Origin of the sequence: Mediterraneibacter gnavus ATCC 29149, from assembly GCF_008121495.1 — a bacterium.
Taxonomy (GTDB): Bacteria; Bacillota; Clostridia; order Lachnospirales; family Lachnospiraceae; genus Mediterraneibacter; species Mediterraneibacter gnavus.
In genome coordinates this window covers 1,402,243-1,421,487 of record NZ_CP043051.1, presented here as the reverse complement: position 1 = coordinate 1,421,487, position 19,245 = coordinate 1,402,243, and the positions used below count along the sequence as shown (strand labels likewise).

The 19,245-nt window shown below is 43.2% G+C and carries 20 protein-coding genes; 5 read left to right on the top strand and 15 right to left on the bottom strand.

Annotated features, from left to right (window positions below):
• Positions 1–21: 21 nt before the first annotated feature.
• From FXV78_RS06845 to FXV78_RS06795, 11 genes are all read right to left on the bottom strand, one after another.
• Positions 22–894, bottom strand: coding sequence for an Rpn family recombination-promoting nuclease/putative transposase (locus FXV78_RS06845; protein WP_004842746.1), 873 nt, complete (start codon positions 892–894; stop codon positions 22–24).
• 586 nt (positions 895–1,480) lie between these two features.
• Positions 1,481–1,897, bottom strand: coding sequence for an ATP synthase F1 subunit epsilon (gene atpC / locus FXV78_RS06840; protein WP_004842748.1), 417 nt, complete (start codon positions 1,895–1,897; stop codon positions 1,481–1,483).
• Between the two features lie 11 nt (positions 1,898–1,908).
• On the bottom strand, positions 1,909–3,303 hold the full coding sequence (gene atpD / locus FXV78_RS06835) for a F0F1 ATP synthase subunit beta (RefSeq protein ID WP_004842750.1): 1,395 nt from the start codon (positions 3,301–3,303) through the stop codon (positions 1,909–1,911).
• Between the two features lie 9 nt (positions 3,304–3,312).
• On the bottom strand, positions 3,313–4,206 hold the full coding sequence (gene atpG / locus FXV78_RS06830; protein ID WP_004842751.1) for an ATP synthase F1 subunit gamma: 894 nt from the start codon (positions 4,204–4,206) through the stop codon (positions 3,313–3,315).
• A gap of 1 nt (position 4,207) precedes the next feature.
• Positions 4,208–5,716 (bottom strand): F0F1 ATP synthase subunit alpha, encoded by a 1,509-nt coding sequence (gene atpA / locus FXV78_RS06825; protein WP_009245699.1) that lies wholly within the window; start codon positions 5,714–5,716, stop codon positions 4,208–4,210.
• Positions 5,717–5,721: 5 nt separating this feature from the next.
• On the bottom strand, positions 5,722–6,258 hold the full coding sequence (gene atpH, locus FXV78_RS06820) for an ATP synthase F1 subunit delta (protein WP_009245700.1): 537 nt from the start codon (positions 6,256–6,258) through the stop codon (positions 5,722–5,724).
• A complete protein-coding gene (atpF, locus tag FXV78_RS06815; protein ID WP_009245701.1) occupies positions 6,236–6,733 on the bottom strand; it encodes a F0F1 ATP synthase subunit B in 498 nt (165 codons plus the stop codon). Before atpF ends, atpH begins: the two co-directional genes overlap by 23 nt.
• A gap of 35 nt (positions 6,734–6,768) precedes the next feature.
• The gene (atpE, locus tag FXV78_RS06810; RefSeq protein ID WP_004842758.1) at positions 6,769–6,993 is read right to left on the bottom strand and encodes an ATP synthase F0 subunit C; all 225 of its coding nucleotides are present in this window, start codon (positions 6,991–6,993) and stop codon (positions 6,769–6,771) included.
• Between the two features lie 47 nt (positions 6,994–7,040).
• Positions 7,041–7,697 carry a F0F1 ATP synthase subunit A gene (locus tag FXV78_RS06805; protein WP_004842759.1) on the bottom strand — a complete coding sequence of 219 codons (657 nt, stop codon included), beginning with the start codon at positions 7,695–7,697 and terminating at the stop codon, positions 7,041–7,043.
• 532 nt (positions 7,698–8,229) lie between these two features.
• Positions 8,230–9,129 carry a DUF2238 domain-containing protein gene (locus FXV78_RS06800; RefSeq protein WP_004842765.1) on the bottom strand — a complete coding sequence of 300 codons (900 nt, stop codon included), beginning with the start codon at positions 9,127–9,129 and terminating at the stop codon, positions 8,230–8,232.
• 142 nt (positions 9,130–9,271) lie between these two features.
• Positions 9,272–10,771 carry an ATP-binding protein gene (locus FXV78_RS06795; RefSeq protein WP_004842767.1) on the bottom strand — a complete coding sequence of 500 codons (1,500 nt, stop codon included), beginning with the start codon at positions 10,769–10,771 and terminating at the stop codon, positions 9,272–9,274.
• 330 nt (positions 10,772–11,101) lie between these two features.
• Here FXV78_RS06795 and FXV78_RS06790 point away from each other — a divergent pair, with 330 nt between their 5' ends.
• Positions 11,102–11,650, top strand: coding sequence for a M48 family metallopeptidase (locus FXV78_RS06790; protein ID WP_004842770.1), 549 nt, complete (start codon positions 11,102–11,104; stop codon positions 11,648–11,650).
• A 197-nt stretch (positions 11,651–11,847) separates the two neighbouring features.
• Here FXV78_RS06790 and FXV78_RS06785 read toward each other — a convergent pair whose 3' ends face one another.
• Both FXV78_RS06785 and FXV78_RS06780 read right to left on the bottom strand, forming a co-directional pair.
• Positions 11,848–12,039, bottom strand: coding sequence for a DUF6472 family protein (locus FXV78_RS06785; RefSeq protein ID WP_009245703.1), 192 nt, complete (start codon positions 12,037–12,039; stop codon positions 11,848–11,850).
• Position 12,040: 1 nt separating this feature from the next.
• The gene (locus FXV78_RS06780) at positions 12,041–12,622 is read right to left on the bottom strand and encodes a Maf family protein (RefSeq protein ID WP_004842774.1); all 582 of its coding nucleotides are present in this window, start codon (positions 12,620–12,622) and stop codon (positions 12,041–12,043) included.
• Positions 12,623–12,770: 148 nt separating this feature from the next.
• Between FXV78_RS06780 and FXV78_RS06775 the strand changes: the two genes are divergently transcribed.
• Both FXV78_RS06775 and yaaA read left to right on the top strand, forming a co-directional pair.
• A complete protein-coding gene (locus tag FXV78_RS06775) occupies positions 12,771–13,358 on the top strand; it encodes an HD domain-containing protein (protein ID WP_004842776.1) in 588 nt (195 codons plus the stop codon).
• On the top strand, positions 13,355–14,134 hold the full coding sequence (gene yaaA / locus FXV78_RS06770; RefSeq protein ID WP_004842777.1) for a peroxide stress protein YaaA: 780 nt from the start codon (positions 13,355–13,357) through the stop codon (positions 14,132–14,134). The genes FXV78_RS06775 and yaaA overlap by 4 nt, the downstream gene beginning before the upstream one ends.
• 7 nt (positions 14,135–14,141) lie before the next feature.
• On the opposite strand, the gene FXV78_RS06765 is transcribed toward yaaA, so the two are convergent.
• Positions 14,142–14,600 carry a superoxide dismutase family protein gene (locus FXV78_RS06765; protein ID WP_004842778.1) on the bottom strand — a complete coding sequence of 153 codons (459 nt, stop codon included), beginning with the start codon at positions 14,598–14,600 and terminating at the stop codon, positions 14,142–14,144.
• Between the two features lie 43 nt (positions 14,601–14,643).
• On the bottom strand, positions 14,644–16,752 hold the full coding sequence (locus FXV78_RS18610; RefSeq protein ID WP_004842779.1) for an amidohydrolase: 2,109 nt from the start codon (positions 16,750–16,752) through the stop codon (positions 14,644–14,646).
• A 192-nt stretch (positions 16,753–16,944) separates the two neighbouring features.
• On the opposite strand from FXV78_RS18610, the gene FXV78_RS06755 reads away from it, so the two are divergent.
• Both FXV78_RS06755 and glgD read left to right on the top strand, forming a co-directional pair.
• The gene (locus FXV78_RS06755; RefSeq protein WP_004842783.1) at positions 16,945–18,084 is read left to right on the top strand and encodes a glucose-1-phosphate adenylyltransferase; all 1,140 of its coding nucleotides are present in this window, start codon (positions 16,945–16,947) and stop codon (positions 18,082–18,084) included.
• Position 18,085: 1 nt separating this feature from the next.
• Entirely contained in the window at positions 18,086–19,201 is a 1,116-nt protein-coding gene (gene glgD, locus FXV78_RS06750; protein ID WP_004842785.1) for a glucose-1-phosphate adenylyltransferase subunit GlgD, read from the top strand.
• Positions 19,202–19,245 lie beyond the last annotated feature (44 nt).

Sequence of the window (19,245 nt, the reverse complement as noted above, 5' to 3'; positions counted from 1 at the left end):
AAAACAAAAAAGCTACCGCTATTATTTCCAATATTTTTCTACTTCCTGCTCAGCCTCTTGGAAAGAAAGCTGGAACTTTTCCTGTACCTTTGCACACACGCATTCTTTTTCCATTCCCATTTCCTGTAATAATTCTACAGTTGCCTGTCTTCTGCCTTCCCTTCTGCCTTCTTTCAATCCAGTGTTTTTATAAACCGTAGAAAAGTACTGGTGATCTCGAATCGCACGCTCTCTTGCCTCATATTCCAGACGCTTCTCCTCATCCGCACTGATCCGGTTCAAATCCTCATACGCCTTCTTAATATATTCGCTTTTTTCCGCTGCCATTTCAAATTCCTCCTTGGTTTCTGCATTGATAAACTGAAGCCATTTCAGCAGCTCTGTCTCCGGATACTCATATTTTGCCAGTTTCGGGAGTTCCAATGTGTGGATCTCAACTTTATCACTGTACATCTTTCTCCCCTGATCTGACCAGAAGTGAAAACAGGAGTAATATTCTTCATCTTCAAACATGGTAAAATTCAAAATCCCGATATGAATACATTTTTCTAATTTCTGATAGTCTTCTCCTGGTTTTAATTGATCGGTAAACATCTTCCCCAGATAGAACAACGTGCGTTCTGCCCAGTATTCACTAGCTGTCACCTGAATTTCAATGTCAATCTGCTCCTTGTTATTTAACAAAACCCGTACATCCAAAATTCCCAACTTATCATCTTTATCCTTCTGGCGCAAATGGGACGGCAAAATCCTGCTCTCAACGATTTCTCCCAGATCAATTCCAAGTACCGCCGCCAGAAATGCGTTGCGCACCTCTTCATCTTCCATCAGCTCTTTAAAACAGAAATCTACTTTTGGCTTCATTAAAAATTGTGTTGTTTTTTCCTTCTTCATACATGCTCCTCCTTGGTTTCTGATGGAATTCAGAAGATTTCGATGAGCATGTAACTGTATTCTTAATTTTATTATATCTTTTGACACGATGTTTCACAATCGCAAATACAGACAAACTCCATCTATTCTCTTGTTACTATGCACGGTAACGTCTTATCCATCTTTTCTGTGCGTTTATTTGGAAATTATTTTTGAATGGCCTCTTATGCCATATTTGAAAACTGAAAGGGATTCCTTTCAAGATTGGTTTTATTATACTTGAAATTTTGTTGGGACACAATTAAATTTCCATGAATATGTTATAAATTTTTCCGTAAAAGTTACTGTTCACACCGGATGTTAAATATAGGTTCTGAACCGTCATGCTTGCATGTAAGGCAAAGAATCTATATTTAACATCTGGTGGAACCAGTCACCGCCCATACATAAGCAATCTAGCACGAAGTGCGGTACTGGAGTGCGCAAGCACGACGATTGCGCATGGATAGGTGGAGATTGGTGGGAACAGTAACTCCGTAAAAGTTACTATATGTGAAAAGAAACAAGGAAGCTGCACCTTTTGCGCAAACTTCCTTGTTTCTTTTCTCTATAAATTCCAGCGTTTTCCCTGAGATACTCGCAATCGGTTCATAGCTCTCGCCAGAGATGCCTGAGAATGATAATATTCCTGGATGCTCTGTTTCTGGCGGATTCGCTCCTCTGCACGCTCTTTCTGCTCCTGTGCATGACGGATATCAATCTCCTCCGGCTTTTCTGCTGTATCTACCAGCAGTGTCACACGGTTGTTGACTACCTCTGCAAATCCTCTTCCGAGTGCAACTTCTACCCAGTTTCCTTCTTCGATCTCCATACGGGCCATTCCGATCTTCACTGCAATCACCATATTTTCATGGTTCGGCAAGATTCCCTTTTCACCATCCGGCGCCGGAATTACAAGCTTTCTGCAGCGTCCTTCGTAAAAAACCCTGTCACTTGCGATGATTTTCAAACCAAATGTATCCATATGCCACGCTCCTATTCTGCCGCCTCAGCATTTGCCTTTGCAATGACATCGTCAATAGTTCCTACATTGAAAAATGCAGATTCCGGATATGCATCCATCTCCCCATCAATGATCATTTTAAATCCACGGATTGTCTCTTTTAACGGAACATATTTTCCAGGGATTCCTGTAAATGTCTCTGCTACAAAGAATGGCTGAGACAAAAATCTCTGGATTTTTCTCGCACGCATAACAGTTGCCTTATCTTCATCTGACAACTCTTCCATACCAAGAATTGCAATAATATCCTGCAGTTCTTTGTATTTCTGAAGAATTGCGATGACTTTATTTGCCACTTCGTAATGCTCTTCTCCGACTACATCTGCTTCCAGGATACGGGAGCTGGATTCCAGTGGATCTACCGCCGGATAGATACCCTGCTCTACAATCTTTCTGGAAAGCACGGTCGTTGCATCCAGATGCGCAAATGTTGTCGCCGGAGCCGGGTCAGTCAAATCGTCCGCCGGCACATAAACTGCCTGTACGGAAGTGACAGATCCGTTCTTTGTAGAAGCGATACGTTCCTGTAATTCACCCATTTCCGTTGCCAGTGTCGGCTGATATCCTACTGCAGACGGCATACGCCCAAGCAGTGCGGAAACCTCAGATCCGGCCTGTGTAAAACGGAAAATATTATCGATGAAAAGAAGTACGTTCTGATGCTGTTCATCACGGAAATATTCTGCCATTGTCAAACCAGTCTCAGCCACACGCATACGCGCTCCAGGCGGCTCATTCATCTGACCGAATACCAAAGCAGTCTTCTCCAGAACACCGGACTCTTTCATTTCAGACCAGAGGTCATTTCCCTCACGGGAACGCTCTCCGACTCCGGTAAAAATAGAGTATCCACCGTGCTCTGTCGCAATGTTTCGGATCAATTCCTGGATCAGCACCGTCTTACCGACTCCTGCACCACCGAACAATCCGATCTTACCGCCCTTTGCATATGGTGCAAGAAGGTCGATGACCTTGATTCCCGTCTCCAGGATCTCTACTACAGGACTCTGATCTTCAAATGTAGGCGGTTCTCTGTGGATTACCCATTTTTCTGCATCCTCGATCTGTTCTCCATTATCAATTGTTTCACCTAATACATTAAACAGTCTGCCCAGTGTCTTCTCACCGACAGGAACTTTGATTCCTGCTCCGGTGGCTGTTACTTCCATATCTTTATGCAGTCCTTCACTGGCAGCAAGCATCAGGCAGCGCACCTCATTGTTTCCAAGGTGCTGTGCAACCTCCATGATGCATTTCTTTCCGTTATTTTCAACTTCCAGAGCATCCTTGATATAAGGAAGATTGCCGTCTTCAAATACTACGTCAACGACAGGTCCCATAACCTGTACAATTCGTCCTTTATTCATATGCTATTCTCACTTCCTTTTCTGCTTCTGCGCCTTCGCACCGCTGCAAACTTCCGTAATTTCCTGGGTAATTGCAGCCTGTCTGGCTCTGTTATATACGATTGACAACTCCCGGATCAGGCTTTCAGCGCTGTCTGTAGCAGCCTTCATCGCCATCATACGGGCATTGTGTTCACTGGCATATGCCTCTACCAGACATCCGTAGACCATACCAATGACATAGTTCGGAACAATACTGTCCATCACGCTGTCTGCGGAAGGATACAGTTCAATTGCTTCCCGATACATATTCAGAGGCATTTTCATACTTCCGAAGTCTTTGGCCTCCAACGGAAGCAGTTTCAATTTTTCCGCATCTGTCTGTACCGAATTCTCCATGCGGGTGTATACAACATACACTTCATCCAGCTCCCCTGCCAGAAACTGATCGATCACCGACCAGCCAATATCTCTGGCACGGTGCATCGTCGGTTTCTGAACGGTATACTGGAAATTTGTGTCAATCTCTACATTATGTTTTGCAAAATAATGCCGTCCCAGCTCACCTACAACAAAGAGCTTGTGAATCCCCGGCTGTGCAAGGATCTCTTCTTCCAGCTTGATAATATTATGATTATAAGCTCCGGCAAGTCCCTTGTCTGCCGTAATTACGATCGAACCGATCCTTTTCTGCTCTGCCGGGATATCCTGGCGGGCATCAAAATAAGAATGCCGGATCTCTGGCACATGGCGCAGGATACGGGAAATCTCACCCTGAAGTCCATAAAAATACGGCTCTGTATCCGCCAGTTTTTTTCTGGCCTGCGTCATTTTTGAAGAGGAAATCATATACATCGCATTTGTGATCTTCATCGTATCTTTTACGCTGTTGATGCGGCTCTGTATTTCTCTGATATTTGCCATATTAACACCTGCTCTTCTTGAATTCCTTTGCGGTCTCCACGATCTTTTCGATCAGTTCTTCTGTCAGTACCTTTTTCTCTTCGATTTCCTGTCCGATTTCCGGATAATCTGAATCGAAATGACGAAGCAGGTCTGCCTGGAACTGTTTGATTTTTGCTTTTTCTATTCCAAGCATCACTTTATGTGTCGCCGCACACAGTGTGATGACCTTTTCATGCAGACTGAGCGGATGATAAAGCGGCTGCTTCAACAATTCCATCAAACCACTTCCATACTCCAGCTGTTCTTTTGTCGCAGCATCCAGATCGGAACTAAACTGCGTGAACACTTCCATCTCGCGGTACTGTGCCAGATCAATACGAATACTTCCGGATGCTTTTTTCATCGCTTTTGTCTGTGCGGCACCACCAACACGAGATACGGAAAGACCTACGTTTACGGCCGGTCTCATACCTGCTGCAAACAGATCGCTCTCCAGGAAGATCTGTCCGTCTGTAATGGAAATTACATTAGTCGGAATATATGCGGATACATCTCCTGCCTGCGTCTCAATGATTGGCAGTGCTGTAATAGAACCGCCTCCCAATTCATCACTCAGACGGCTGGAACGCTCCAACAGTCTGGAATGCAGATAGAATACATCTCCCGGATATGCCTCACGTCCCGGTGAACGACCGAGCAGCAGAGACAATGCACGATAGGCAACCGCATGTTTTGACAGATCATCATAGACGATCAGGACATCTTTTCCCTGATACATAAAATGCTCTGCCATTGCTGTTCCGGCATATGGTGCGATATACTGAAGCGGCGCACAGTCACTTGCTGTAGAAGATACCACAATCGTATAATCCAGTGCATCATTATTCTTCAATGTATTTACAACTTTTGCAACAGTAGAAGCCTTCTGTCCGATCGCCACATAAATACAGATTACATCTTTTCCCTTCTGATTCAGGATTGTATCCATCGCAATGGATGTTTTTCCTGTCTGACGGTCTCCGATGATCAGCTCTCTTTGCCCACGTCCGATCGGGAACATGGCATCGATGGAAAGGATTCCTGTTTCCATCGGTACGCTAACTGATTTTCTGTCAATAATTCCCGGCGCCTCCTGCTCGATCGGACGGTAATCATCTGCTTCGATCTCGCCTTTTCCATCAATCGGAGCTCCCAGTGCATTGACAACTCTTCCTACATATTTATTTCCAACCGGTACACCGGCCTTTTTTCCTGTACGAGTTACTTTTGTCCCTTCTTTGATATCTGTGTCCCGTCCAAAAAGAATGACTCCGATTTCATTTTTCTGAATATCCTGTACCATTCCTTTCAAACCCGTATCGAAGGTAACAATCTCTCCATACATTGCGTGATCAATCCCATAAATAGTCGCAATTCCGTCACCTACAGCAACGACTGTTCCCACTTCGCTGTCTTTGCTCACACTGTCAAAATTTTCTATCTCTTCTTTTAAAATAGAAATAATTTCATCTGAATTGATTGAACTCACCTTGTTCACCTCCAGGTTAATTTTTGTCCTAGTCTGTCCAGACGTCCTTTCAGACTCCAGTCATATTCATCGCTTCCTGTGCGCAGAACAAATCCGCCAAGCAGCGTACTGTCTGTCTGAATCTCAATCCTGGCCTTGCTCGCTTCATATTTTTTACAAAGGAACGCTTCCATATTTTTGAGCTGCTCGTCACTGGGCAGCTCTACACATGTCAATACGGCACTTAAGATCCGATCCTGCTCGTCACAATATCTGTCATATGCAGCAAATATCTCCGGAATCAGATCCATTCTCTCATATTTACATGCCACTTTCAGGAAATTTCTCATTTCCTGCGGAAATACCTTGTCGATCACACGTTCTTTCTTCTGTGCCGGAATTGTCGGATTCACAAACACATCATGAAGCTGCGGTACCTCCTCAAATATCTCTCTTGCTTTCTGTATGGCTTCCTTCGGAACATTCAGCTCATACAACACCTGTGCATACCGCATTGCTGCAGATGAACAGTACATCTGACTAGTTGTTGTCTGTGTCTTCATGAGCTTCACCTACTTCTTCCAGAAACTTATCATATATTTCCTGATTATTGCCTGTCTGTTCTGCCACGATCTTCGCTGCAGCTGTCATTGCAAGTCCTGCGATTTCAGACTGGAGTGCACTCATTGTCTGCTCTCGTTCTACACGGATATCCGCCTTGGCAGACTCGATGATACTGCCTGCCCTGGCATCCGCCTCCTCTACAATACGTTCATACTCTGATTTGGCGTCCTTACGTGCTTTCTCTACGATCCGCACAGATTCTTCTTTTGCCCCGCCAAGTGCCTGCGCATATTCTTCCTTCATCTTCATCGCATCTTCCTGTGCATTCTGGGCATTTTTCAATCCGTCTTCGATCAGCTGACGGCGCTTTTCCATAATGTCGGTCACAGGCTTGATCAAAAACTTCTTTAATAAGAAAGCCAGGACGATCAGGTTAATCATGGTATATAGAAAGTTCATATCAAATCTCAGCACTTCCCACACCCGCCTTTCCTGTTAATTCTATTTGCTTATTTTAAGAAGAATACGATCAGAATACCAATGATAAATCCATAAATTGCAGTTGCCTCTGCAAGTGCACAACCAAGGATCAGGTTCTTGCTGATCTTGCTTTCAGCCTCTGGCTGTCTTGCGATTGCATCCACTGCTTTTCCTGTTGCGATACCAATTCCCACTCCTGCTCCAATACCTGTTAATACTGCGATTCCTGCTCCAATTGCAATAAGTGCTCCCATAATTCTAATCTCCTTTTTATTCTTTTATTTGTTCAAAAATTCCGTTTCTATTCCTGTTCTTCTGTCATAAACAGTGCGGTCAGAAATACAAATACATATGCCTGAATCAGACCATCAAAAATATCGAAATAGAAATTCATCGGAAGTGGTATAATCAGCGGAACAAATGCTTTTAAAAGTTCCATTACCACAAATCCTGCCAGCATGTTACCAAACAGTCGCATACAGAGCGACAATGGGCGGATAAAAATTTCCAGAATCATAATCGGTGCAACCACCGGCACCGGTTTGGCAAAATGCTTGACCCAATGTTTCATACCGTTTTTATGTATTCCTGAATATTCGATCAGGCACATACTCATCACGGCAAGTGCTGCTGTTACATTCAGATCTTTTGTCGGCGGCTTAAAGCCAAGCAGACCAATCATGTTGGCGCACGCCAGATAAAGAAGAACTGTGATCAGATACGGTATATATCTTTTGTTCCCTTTACCGAGGATCCCTTCAAAGAAATCCGTTGCCCAGTCAATTGCAGCTTCCAATGCCAACTGAACTTTTCCCGGGTTTTCTACCTTCAGATTTCTCACCAGAATCAATGATAATCCAACCAGAACCGCCATAATGATCCATGTAACAACCACGGACTCCGAAATTCCGCCGAGAACCGGAAGTTCAAATACTGTTTTACAGTTCAGCTCTTCCATCAATTCTGTTGCTAAATTTTCCGTATCGCTCCCTCCCTTTCCTGTCTCTTTTTTTAATTACTGCCCTTTGGGGGTCTTCCCTTTTCTCTTCCAGGTGGAGGCCTCTTACGAGCATAAAAAAGGAAATTTCATGCTTTGAAATCTCCGTACTATAATCCCTTTTCAGACAGCGTGCCTAAAAAGTTATCTAAATCCTACTCCCAGCAAGTGAGTTTGTCAACAAAAAAAATTTAGGGTTTTCTTTTTCCGATCGCACTCTTTTTTTGTCGAAATTCCCAGTGTTTTAAAATACGTTTTTTTCTTTTTTTAGGAATATTTCAACCTTATTTTACTGACTTTTCGTCATTTTTATTTTATACCATTCCTTTTTCACTAATATACAGTAATTCATTTGCACTTTTTTCATCAAACTTCCATAATATTGTGAAATACCTGTCGTTCTGTTTGTGGAAATACTCTCTGAAACCATAAAAAAAGAGGACTTTCTGCACATAGAAGCACAATTCTGTGTACAAAAAGTCCCATTTCCACCTTATTCTCTCTTTTGAGACTGTATTTTCTCCTTATTTTCAGACTCTTCCAGAGATTGTTCCCTTGCAATTTTAAGGAAATCTCTCTCCGCTCTTTTTCTTCTCGGAATAAATCTGCCTGCAACGCCCTTTCCACGGCTTCTCACATAGAAAAATCCAATCACTGAAAAAACTGCTGCACCGATAAAATTCACAAACAAGTCTTCCATTGTGTCGATCAGTCCGATGTCCAGATATCCGCCCACCCCCAATGGCTGTCCATTGATCATCACTTCCCTGATCTGATCGATCGTCACCGGAATATTTCTTCCGTCCGGATTCAGCATGACCGATGTGATTGCAGAAAGAACCGTATCCTTCTGCATGTCATATCCGAGAAACTGATCCATCCCAAACTCAAAAAACTCCCATACAACTCCAATCGTCATAGAAAAACAAAATGCCACGATCGCTGTAAACACCGGTGACAGATTAAAGACGGTACGCTCACTCCGGTTCAGCAGATCCACCAGAGAAAATCCGATTGCCGCTGCCAGAAATCCATTCAGCGTATGCAGCACCGTATCCCAGAACGGAAACAGCAGATAAAATTCATTGATCTCACCTAATATCTCCGCTGCAAATATAAAAAACAATACGATGATCTCCAGCGTTGTAGGCAGCTCTATTTTAAACGTTACCTGCACAAAACTTGGAACAATCAGAAGCAAAAGTGTCAGAATGCATAAAAATACGTTTTCATAATTCTGATTTAAAACCTGGAGCACCAGCATCACGATCACAAGAATCCGCAAAATAAGATACACCATAAATGAGCTTTTATGTTCCCTGAGTTCCATTTTTATCGCTTCCGCCATATGGCGGAAATAGCCGTTTTGTTTTTTCTCTTTCTTTTCTTTCATTCCCCGCTCCCTTTCTGCTCTTCTGTATCATTTCAAACGATACTTCCATTTCCTTTACACTTAAGAATATTATAGAAAGATAACATCGGGATTGCAAGATTGTTCTGTTGGGGTGCCTTCCTTGAGAGACCTTCTCTTTTTTCTATAGTTCTATAAACTTATACTTCCCTGCACCCAGTCCTGTGACTTTTTTTATGACTTTCGCTGCCTTCATTGCATTCATAACATTTGTTGCTTTGGATTTTGAACATCCTAACCATTCCATAATATTTGCCTGTCCAAATGGTTTGTCTACTCCACTTTCCAGAAATACTCTGCCACTATTCTCAATAAATTTCTCCGTAATCTCTGCTTCCTTGAATAATGGCAAATACTTTTCAAAAGTGTTGCTTACTTTTTCATTAGCGTTGCTTACTTTTTCATTAGCGTTGCTTACTTTTTCATTAGCGTTGCTTACTTTTTCATTGGCGTTGCTTACTTTCCTAAACATTGTAACCTTAAATCCATTTCCAAACTCTTCAAATGTCGGTTCAGGTAAATCATACTCTCTACATCTGTTTATAATTCTCGGTATCCCTGTTCCCCATGCCTCTACTATATGCATATAATGAAACGCTTCTGCAATCGCTTCATTTCTGCAAGTAGATTTTCCTAACTTTGCAGTTTCAATATCCAATCCACCATAAAGCATCCCAGGTGATAACACCTCAACTCTGTCATCAAAAATGCTCACCTGAATACAAGACTTATCTACATAACTCCTGTGTACAACAGCATTGGCAATCATTTCTCTAATAGCAGATACTGGAAGTTCATAAGAATCATTTCTATATATCCCTTCGATTTCTGCCCCCATATTAATATGCCTTAAAACAAATTGATATGCTTTTTCCACCTGTTCGTAAATTGGCCCATCAAATTCTTTTTGATCAATAAAAACATCTCTGATTGTTCCCTTAAATAATGCACATTGAATTTTTGATGCTTTACTTTTGTTATCTGTCATCAGATCAAATGCATGTGTCGGATAGAGCGTTCTCCCTACCCTACAAAGAATTCCAAAATCTTCAAGCTTCTCTATAGTCATGTCCTTTGCTGCATTTTTTTCGTCTGTTTTACAGGATATAACTGCTATCTTTTTCATTGTTTCGCAAAGTTTCAATGCCTTTTCTTTGTCAAATTCTCTTCCTATTTCCTGTAGTGAATCATAGGAAATATTCTGGCCTTCCAACTCTAACTCTTTTAATTTTCTTGCGTCAGCAGGTCTGCTTGTTCCATTAATTCGAATAAAAGCTGTAGTCTCTTTTCCTTTTTTCGCAATATAATAAGGTCTGAACTTTCCAGGAACAATATCTATGACAAGTACCGTTTTTTCTTCTATTGTCTGGATTGAAATATCCGGTTCAATCTGTGGTGTACACGCATCTGAAACCATATTAGAAATGGAATCCGACAATTTAAATGGGCTTTGTTCACCAATTCCATAAACAGTCCCTGTTTCATCCTCAATTCCTACTATCACTTTCCCACCTGTGCTGTTAGAAAATGCAATAATATCTTTTAAAAATTTCTCATGATTACCTGGAATTTCTCTTTTAAATTCAATATTCTTTCCTTCGCCAAAATAGTTCTTATCAATCATGTTCTCACCTGCTTTCTACTATGATAAATTTAACCCTTTCAACAGTCATTTTCTGTATTATTTCCATCAGCAAAGATCTTATTTCAAAACATTGGATAAATACCGGCTGATTGGCCTGAATATTGAACCTTAGATTCTTCTGAACTTTTAAAACTCAAAAGTGCTGCAAGAATACAGCTTACGAATAAATTTATTATACACTCTTTTCCCAGAATAAAGCAATTCATATTTTCTACAAAAACAACAAAACCTTTTTATAAATTATATCTTGCACTTTCTTTTTGTTTTCTCTAAACTGAAACTAAAATAATTGTTACAAAGGAGAATTTCATGCAGCATCCCTTTCCTTATGAAGTCATATACAGTGACAGAAAATCCCTCGCAATTCAGATTACTGCACAGGCGACGGTCCGTGTCCGGGTACCCAAAAACTGTCCTGCCCCGACCATTGATACATTTCTTTACGAAAAGCAAGCCTGGATCCTAAAGCATCTGGACTCGGCATCTCAGCGTCTTGAGCAATCTTCTGAAAAACCTCAGATTTCTGAAAATGACCGGAAACGATACATCCAGCTTGCACGGGATATTTTTACACGCAAGACAGAATATTATGCCCGTATCATGGGCGTCACCTACGGCCGTATCTCCATCCGGGAACAGAAAACCCGCTGGGGAAGCTGCTCCAGCGCCGGAAATTTAAACTATAACTGGCGTCTGATCTTCGCTCCGGAAGAAATCGTGGACTACATCGTTGTACATGAACTCGCCCACCGTCTGGAAATGAATCACTCAAAAGCCTTTTATAATATTGTAGAATCCGTACTGCCCGATTACCGAAAAGCACAGAAATGGCTGCGGGAAAATGGCGGAAGTTTGTGAATATATGTAGCTTTCATAAACAAATCATTGTAGCGCAGCGAGGAAATACACTTGATTTTGGCTGTTAGGCTGTTATATGTGAGCCAATTGGCGAACATATCCAACAGGCGTTACAGCCACTTCAAGGGATTTCTTCGGCGGAGCCTGATTTGTGTTGAAAGCTACATATCTTTTGCGGACTTTTCGCATAAGCTCTCTCACATTTGCTTCCTCACCACCCGGTATTCATCCCCCACCTGATAATACGGGCACTCTCTGAAATCTCCCTGCACAAATCTCACCATCTCATCTTCATCCAGATCCTGCGTACAGACATAGCACTCATAATCGTCATCATATTCATAATTCATGCAGCTTTCGCAGTTTGCCGCTGTTTTTCTGCCTCGCATCTTATACCTCCCCCAGTTCTTTTAACACCTGATATACGTAAGAAACAGGAAGTCCTACGACATTGAAATAGTCCCCTTCGATCTTCTCAATGAATGCGGAAAATCTCCCCTGAATTCCGTAAGCCCCGGCCTTATCCATAGGTTCTTTGCTCTCTATATATTTCTGGATTTCTTCTGTGCTCATCGGATTGACAGAAACTTTTGTTTCCACTGCGTGGCTGATCACCGTTTTTTCTCCGTTTTCATCAAAATCCAGAACCGCAACACCCGTATATACCTGATGTGTATCTCCCTGCAGTGACCGGATCATCTCAAAAGCCTCCTGTTCATCCTTTGGTTTTCCCAGAATTTGTTCTTCATGCACAACGATCGTATCCGCACCGATCACGATCACATTCCTTGCCGGGATCTCGGATGCCACATTTTCCGCTTTCATCAGCGCCAGCTCTTTTACAATCTCCTTTGGAACCGTATTTGTATACACTTCTTCCTTATTGCTGACACGCACTTCAAACGGAACCCCGATCTGTGATAAAAGCTCTTTTCGCCTCGGTGAAGCTGACCCTAAAATTATTTTCTTCATACTAAAAACTCCTTGTTGTACTTTGTTGTTGATAATAACACTTTTCTGCCTGTTATGGTAGACTTTCCATCCGAAAATATCGTATGATAATTATTGTTTACATCAATTATAACCTTTTATTTTGAACTTTTCACAAGGAGGAGATTCTATGGAACATCTCAACGAATACCTGGATTTTATCCGCACCGTAGAGGGGATCAAATCTGTCACCCGCACTGCCTGGACCAAAACAGGACGACAGGAAAGTACGGCAGAACATTCTTTTCGTCTTGCGCTGCTTGCTCTGACTCTGATCGATGAATTTCCGGAGCTGGACGCTAAAAAAGTGCTTTCCATGTGTCTGATCCACGATCTCGGAGAACTCTATGCCGGAGATATTCCTGCAATTTCCAATACGGATCCCCTTGCAAAATCCAAACAGGAATACCTTGATATTTGTCGGATCTTCCAGCTTCTCCCCGAGCCAAAACGGTCAGAATTTCTTTCCCTGTGGAACGAATACAACAACTGCTCCATCCCGGAAGCACATCTGGTAAAGGCACTGGATAAAGCAGAAACGATCCTGCAACACAATCAGGGAAAAAATCCACCGGATTTTGATTATGCATTCAATCTCACTTACGGAGCCTCCTACTTCAAAGGCGATCCGCGGCTGGAGGAATTAAGAAGCATACTGGATGCAGAAACAAACGTTGTCATAGAGCATACACAAGAAAAGGAGAACCACCATTTATGATTCAAATCATCATTTCACCTGCGAAAAAAATGAATATATGCGAAGAATTTCCCGGCACTGCCACCACACCTGTTTTTGCAGAACAGACAGACCTTTTATATCAGACGCTAAAGCAGATGTCATTTGAAGAATTGCAGAAACTTTGGAAATGCAGTGAAAAACTGGCACTTCAAAATACAAAAAAACTGTGCGAATTTACACCGGCTGACGCTGTCACTCCCGCTGTTCTCGCCTATGAAGGGATCCAATACCAATACCTCGCACCGGGCATCTTTTCTGATACACAGTGGGACTACGTAAACCGGCATCTGAACATTCTTTCCGGATTTTATGGTGTCCTGTGCCCTTCAGATGCTGTCATTCCCTATCGTCTGGAGATGCAGACCAAACTGGAAACTGAGAATGCCACTGATTTGTATCATTTCTGGAACAATCAGCTATATCAGGCATTGTACTGTAAATTTGAGAAAGACTCTCCGAAAGAGCTCATCAATCTCGCTTCCGCAGAATACAGCAAAGCAGTACTTCCTTATCTGACAGAAGACGTACACTGCGTCACCTGCGTTTTCGGCGAGTTCGTTCAGGGAAAAGTAAAGGTGAAAGCCACGCTCGCGAAAATGGCGCGGGGAGAAATGGTCCGCTGGATGGCAGAACACCAGATTCAGACTGCAGAAGATCTGAAACAGTTCACCGGACTTGGATTTGCTTTCGAAGAGTCTCTATCTTCCGGGACAGAATATGTGTTCCTAAAAAAGGATATCTGCCCGGAAGATTAGGCTTTTCTTATTCTGCCTTCATTTCCCGGATCTCTCCGCACGCGATCATAGCGCCGGAGTTTCCGGAAGGCTGGGTTGTCATATCATCCGGATGTGCGTGTATGATAACCGCTCTTCCGATCACATCCTCGGGATGAAACCGGTCTGTGTAAAAGATCAAAAATGCATTTCCGTCATTTGCCAGAAGTGAAGGCATATCTCCTGCATGCTGCGGGTGCATGGCATTTGTCGGATTGTAGTGTCCGTCCGCCTGTGCAAAGGATTCCGCTTTTGTTCCCTGACAGGTTCCCTCATGAATATGAAATCCGTGAAACGCATTTCCGTCAGGCAGATTGCGGATATCGGCTGCCACGATCGTTCCATTGTGAACTCCGAAAAAATATACCATTCCCCGGATTTTTGGAAATTCCGGGCTTCCTTTGATCTCTGCAGCGGCATCCGGAATGGTCTGTATCTCTGAAAACATCTTACCACCTCCCGGATTACCATATGCAGTTTTTGAAAAATTGTTATTCCTGATGCGCTCTCCATGCTTCTTTCAGAATCTTTGGATCTTCAAGAAGACCAAGCACCCCTTTCGCCATACATTCTGCCACATACAGCATTCCCTTCTGCCCGATGCTCATTCCGGACTGTGCGGCTGCACTCCAGTGATGCAGCGGTGTACCCTTACACATCGTAGCAGCACTGAGCATCACAGTCGGCACGGTATGACTGACTTCCGACACATCCGTTCCGATCGCCAGCAAAACAGGTTGATCTTCCAACGGTTCCAGACCTCCAAAATAATTTCCGTCATTGATCAATCCCGCTTCTTTTGTGATGGTTTCTGCAAACTGCAGTTCTTCTTTTGTATATTCCGGGAGTGAAGTTTCTGTCATCGCCTGATAAAAGGCTTCTGCCAGCGGACGGTTCACTTTCATTTCCTGATTGCTCGTCACAAGCTCGATCTCCACTCTCGTTCCGGTCATCAAAGCCGCACCCTTCGCACAGTCATCCACTCTGTTCGATGCATCCTCTGTCCTGGAACGTTTGGATGAACGGATAAAGTAATTCGTAGAAGCAAAATCCGGCACGATATTCGCCGGTCCGTCTGTGTTCGTATATGTATAATGAATCCGAACATCATCCGCCACATGTTCCCGTAAATAATTCACTCCCACATTCATCAGTTCTGCCGCATCCAGTGCACTTCTGCCAAGCTCCGGATGTTTGGACGCATGTGCTTTGACTCCGTAAAATTTGTAATTCTTCATGTCCTGCGCCTGCCAGATATCATAACTCACCCGATTCCGGTCAAAAGGATGCCAGGTGATCGCCGCATCCAGATCATCAAACACCCCCGCTTCATTCATCTGGATCTTTCCGATGATGATTTCTTCTGCCGGACAGCCATATACCCGGATTGTTCCGGAAAGCTGCGCTTTTTCCATCCGCTCTTTCAAGGCACAGGCTGCCCCTGCGCAGGCTGTGCCAAGCAGATTGTGTCCGCATCCGTGCCCCGGCGTTTTCAGCGGCTGATACGTGCAGACCGGCTCCTGGCCAAGACCCGGAAGAGCGTCATACTCTGCCAGAAATCCAAGTATCGGTTTTCCTGTTCCCCACTCTGCAACAAATGCGGTCTGAAGCCCTGCGATTCCTTTTGTGATACGAAATCCTTTTTCTTCCAGATAGTCAGAAAGACAGGCTGAAGATACGACTTCTTCTTTGGAAAGTTCTGGATGCCGAAAAATGTAATCTGCTGTGTTAACCAGTTCTTCTGTGTGTTCCTGTATCCATGTGTGAATATGATCTGCTGTATTTGCGTCTTTTTCCTCGCCTGTCCATACCCCAAGTCCGCTCCCAAGCTTCTCCCCGGATAGCAGATATTTTCTGGCTGCTCTCTGCAGGCTGGTGTCCTCTGCATAGTTTCGGGGATCCGTCTCCAATTCTCCGAAAATCCTCTCTTCTGCCTCTCTCCCCTCAAAATCAACCGCAACAATATGAAACAATGTCTGGAGCTGCAAAATATTAGATTCCGGCTTCATAATTTCTTTGAGCCCCGGATATAAAAGCCAGGAATGACAAAGATATACCTGCTTCTCCTTCCAGAATTGTTCTGCCTGACGAAATGAATCCAGACAGGCATCAAGCTCCAGCTTCTCTCCCTGCGGGATATGCACGCTGATCACGGGATCTCCTTTGTGAACCGATATCCCGTCTGTCTGTATCTCCCATAAAGACGGGATCCTCTCAAATTCCAGACGCCCAAGCCGAAACAGACTCATATCCAGATGTCTGCAAAACCAGTCGTACTGCGCAATCCCATATTCTCCATACGCTTTATAACAATTTTCACACCACAATGTCAGATCATAAAACGTATCCCGGTAAACCCGTCTGGAAATCCCCTGTTCACAATACCGATCATAAACCTCACAGGCCATTTTTGAAAAACAATATAAAAATACCAGCCGGAAATCTTCTCTTTTTTTCACTGCTTCATAAAACAAATTCACATCTCTGAGAAATAACTCCCGCAGCTTCTCATATTCCCCTTCTGTGATCTCCAGCTTTTCAAGCTGCCGCACAGCGTCCGGCATCAGGGATATTTCCTCCCAAAATTCCAATAATTTCATTGTGCACCTCCGTTTTTTGTTTTCCTCTGTTGATTCTATCTGTCAGCATACTTCATTCTTGTGGTATTTGCAATTCGTTTTACGTCTTCCCTTTCTCAATCAGATATATATACAACATTTTGCACATAATCATAGAAAAATCTACTAAAAAATTGTATAATATATAAAAGTTTATGAAAGAGAGGATTCACTATGAAGCAAAATAATATGTTAGCAATGATCCTGGCGGGCGGACGAGGCACCCGCCTGCATGACCTGACAAATAAAGTGGCAAAACCCGCGGTTTCATACGGCGGAAAATACCGTATCATCGATTTTCCACTCTCCAACTGCGCCAACAGTGGAATTGATATTGTCGGTGTGCTCACGCAGTATGAATCGATCTTGCTGAACAGCTACGTTGCGGCAGGCAGACGCTGGGGACTGGATGCCAAAGACAGTGGAGTCTATGTACTGCCTCCACGTGAGAAAGCAGATTCCAATCTGGATGTATATCGGGGGACTGCAGATGCGATTTCCCAGAACATCGATTTTATTGACACCTACGCTCCGGAATATATTCTGATCCTGTCCGGTGATCATATTTATAAGATGAATTATGATGCCATGCTAAATTATCACAAAACCTGCGGTGCAGATGCCACGATTGCTGTGATCGAAGTACCGATCAAAGAAGCAAGCCGGTTCGGGATTATGAATACCGATTCTACAGGACGTATCGTAGAGTTCGAAGAAAAACCGGAACACCCAAAAAGTAATCTGGCATCCATGGGGATTTACATTTTTAACTGGAAGCTGCTTCGCAAAATGCTGCTGACAGATATGAAAAATCCGGATTCCAACCACGATTTCGGAAAAGATATCATTCCTACGCTGTTAAATGATGGGAAAGATCTTTATGCCTATAAATTTGAGGGCTACTGGAAAGATGTTGGAACAATCGACTCTCTCTGGGAAGCAAATATGGATCTTCTGGACAAAAATAATGCTTTGGATCTCAACGATCCCGCATGGAAGATCTATACGGAAGATCCGACAACACCTCCTCATTATATCGGACCAAACGCCGATATTAAACGCTCTTTCATTACCCAGGGCTGCATGATCGACGGTGAAGTCAAAAACTCCGTGTTATTTACCAGTGCCAAGATCGATACCGGCGCCAGAGTCATTGACAGTGTACTCATGCCGGGAGTGATTGTCGAAGCAGGAGCTGTCGTACAGCGCGCCCTGGTCGCTGACGGAGTGCGGATCGGGAAAAATGCCGTAGTAGGCAGTCCGGACAGCGAACATATCGAACTTGTTGCAAAACGTGTGAAAGGAGCAGAATAATATGAGCAAGGCATTAGGAATCATCAACTTTTCCGGAAACCACATCTGGGTAAAAGGACTGCAGTCTTACCGTCCGATCGGTGCCATGTCCTTCCTCGGAAGATACCGTGTCATCGATTTTCCGCTTTCCAATATGAGCAACAGCGGCATTGACCAGATTCAGGTGTATATTAATCAAAAGCCCCGTTCTCTTACCGAACATATCGGAACCGGAAGACATTACAATATCAACTCCAAACGTGGAAAAGTCCGAATCCTCTTTTCTGAAAACGGAATTGAAAACAGCATTTATGACAACGAAATTGCAGCTTACATAGAAAACATAGAGTGTATTGAAAATACACCTTGCCCGTACGTGATCATTGCCCCGAGTTACATGGTATACTCCATGAACTTTGATTCACTGTTACAGAGCCATATCGACTCCGAAGCGGATATTACGCTGCTGTATCATTCTGTTGACAATGCAAAGGATCACTTCTTAAACTGTGATCTTCTGAATCTGAACCGCCAGAAAGGTGTTCTCTCGATTGAAAAAAACAGAGGAAATGCAAAAAACAGAAATATCTTCATGGATACTTATGTAATGAAAAAAGAACTGTTTATCGACCTGATCAAAAAAGGGCATGATATGTCCTCTATGTACACACTGCCCCAAGTCATCAATATAGAATGCAGCGAACTGGATATCCGCGGAGTTTCCCACCGTGGCTTCTTTGCCGCCATTACAGATTTGAAAAGCTATTACGAAGCGAATCTTTCCCTGCTCGATTTTAAATCCGCCTTCAGTCTGTTTGATGATAACTGGCCGATCTATACAAAAACGACAGATTCCTGTCCGACTCAATATTTTGAGACTGCAAATGTAAAAACCTCTTTCGTATCCAACGGATGCCTGATCGAAGGCACTGTGGAAAACTCTGTGATCGGACGTGGATGCATGATTAAAAAAGGTGCTGTTGTAAGGAATACCGTTCTCCTTCCGGGCGCTTATGTAGGAGAAGACGTTCATGTGGAAAATCAGGTGGTAGACAAGCGTGCAAAGCTCTTACACGCCAAAGAAATTATTGCAAATGTAGACAATCCGGGATATATCAAGAGGAATGATACCGTATAAAGTAAAGCAGGATGCTTAAGGATTTATTCCTTGTCATCCTGCCT

Coding starts and splice junctions, on each gene's coding strand:
- FXV78_RS06790 (WP_004842770.1), top strand. CDS start 11,102: ATGCAGCATCCCTTTCCTTATGAAGTCATATACAGTGACAGAAAATCC.
- yaaA (WP_004842777.1), top strand. CDS start 13,355: ATGATTCAAATCATCATTTCACCTGCGAAAAAAATGAATATATGCGAA.
- FXV78_RS06845 (WP_004842746.1), bottom strand. CDS start 894: ATGAAGAAGGAAAAAACAACACAATTTTTAATGAAGCCAAAAGTAGAT.
- FXV78_RS06785 (WP_009245703.1), bottom strand. CDS start 12,039: ATGCGAGGCAGAAAAACAGCGGCAAACTGCGAAAGCTGCATGAATTAT.
- FXV78_RS18610 (WP_004842779.1), bottom strand. CDS start 16,752: ATGAAATTATTGGAATTTTGGGAGGAAATATCCCTGATGCCGGACGCT.
- FXV78_RS06765 (WP_004842778.1), bottom strand. CDS start 14,600: ATGTTTTCAGAGATACAGACCATTCCGGATGCCGCTGCAGAGATCAAA.
- FXV78_RS06775 (WP_004842776.1), top strand. CDS start 12,771: ATGGAACATCTCAACGAATACCTGGATTTTATCCGCACCGTAGAGGGG.
- FXV78_RS06800 (WP_004842765.1), bottom strand. CDS start 9,129: ATGAAAGAAAAGAAAGAGAAAAAACAAAACGGCTATTTCCGCCATATG.
- atpH (WP_009245700.1), bottom strand. CDS start 6,258: ATGAAGACACAGACAACAACTAGTCAGATGTACTGTTCATCTGCAGCA.
- atpD (WP_004842750.1), bottom strand. CDS start 3,303: ATGAATAAAGGACGAATTGTACAGGTTATGGGACCTGTCGTTGACGTA.
- FXV78_RS06755 (WP_004842783.1), top strand. CDS start 16,945: ATGAAGCAAAATAATATGTTAGCAATGATCCTGGCGGGCGGACGAGGC.
- atpC (WP_004842748.1), bottom strand. CDS start 1,897: ATGGATACATTTGGTTTGAAAATCATCGCAAGTGACAGGGTTTTTTAC.
- FXV78_RS06780 (WP_004842774.1), bottom strand. CDS start 12,622: ATGAAGAAAATAATTTTAGGGTCAGCTTCACCGAGGCGAAAAGAGCTT.
- atpE (WP_004842758.1), bottom strand. CDS start 6,993: ATGGGAGCACTTATTGCAATTGGAGCAGGAATCGCAGTATTAACAGGT.
- atpG (WP_004842751.1), bottom strand. CDS start 4,206: ATGGCAAATATCAGAGAAATACAGAGCCGCATCAACAGCGTAAAAGAT.
- glgD (WP_004842785.1), top strand. CDS start 18,086: ATGAGCAAGGCATTAGGAATCATCAACTTTTCCGGAAACCACATCTGG.
- FXV78_RS06795 (WP_004842767.1), bottom strand. CDS start 10,771: ATGATTGATAAGAACTATTTTGGCGAAGGAAAGAATATTGAATTTAAA.
- FXV78_RS06805 (WP_004842759.1), bottom strand. CDS start 7,697: ATGGAAGAGCTGAACTGTAAAACAGTATTTGAACTTCCGGTTCTCGGC.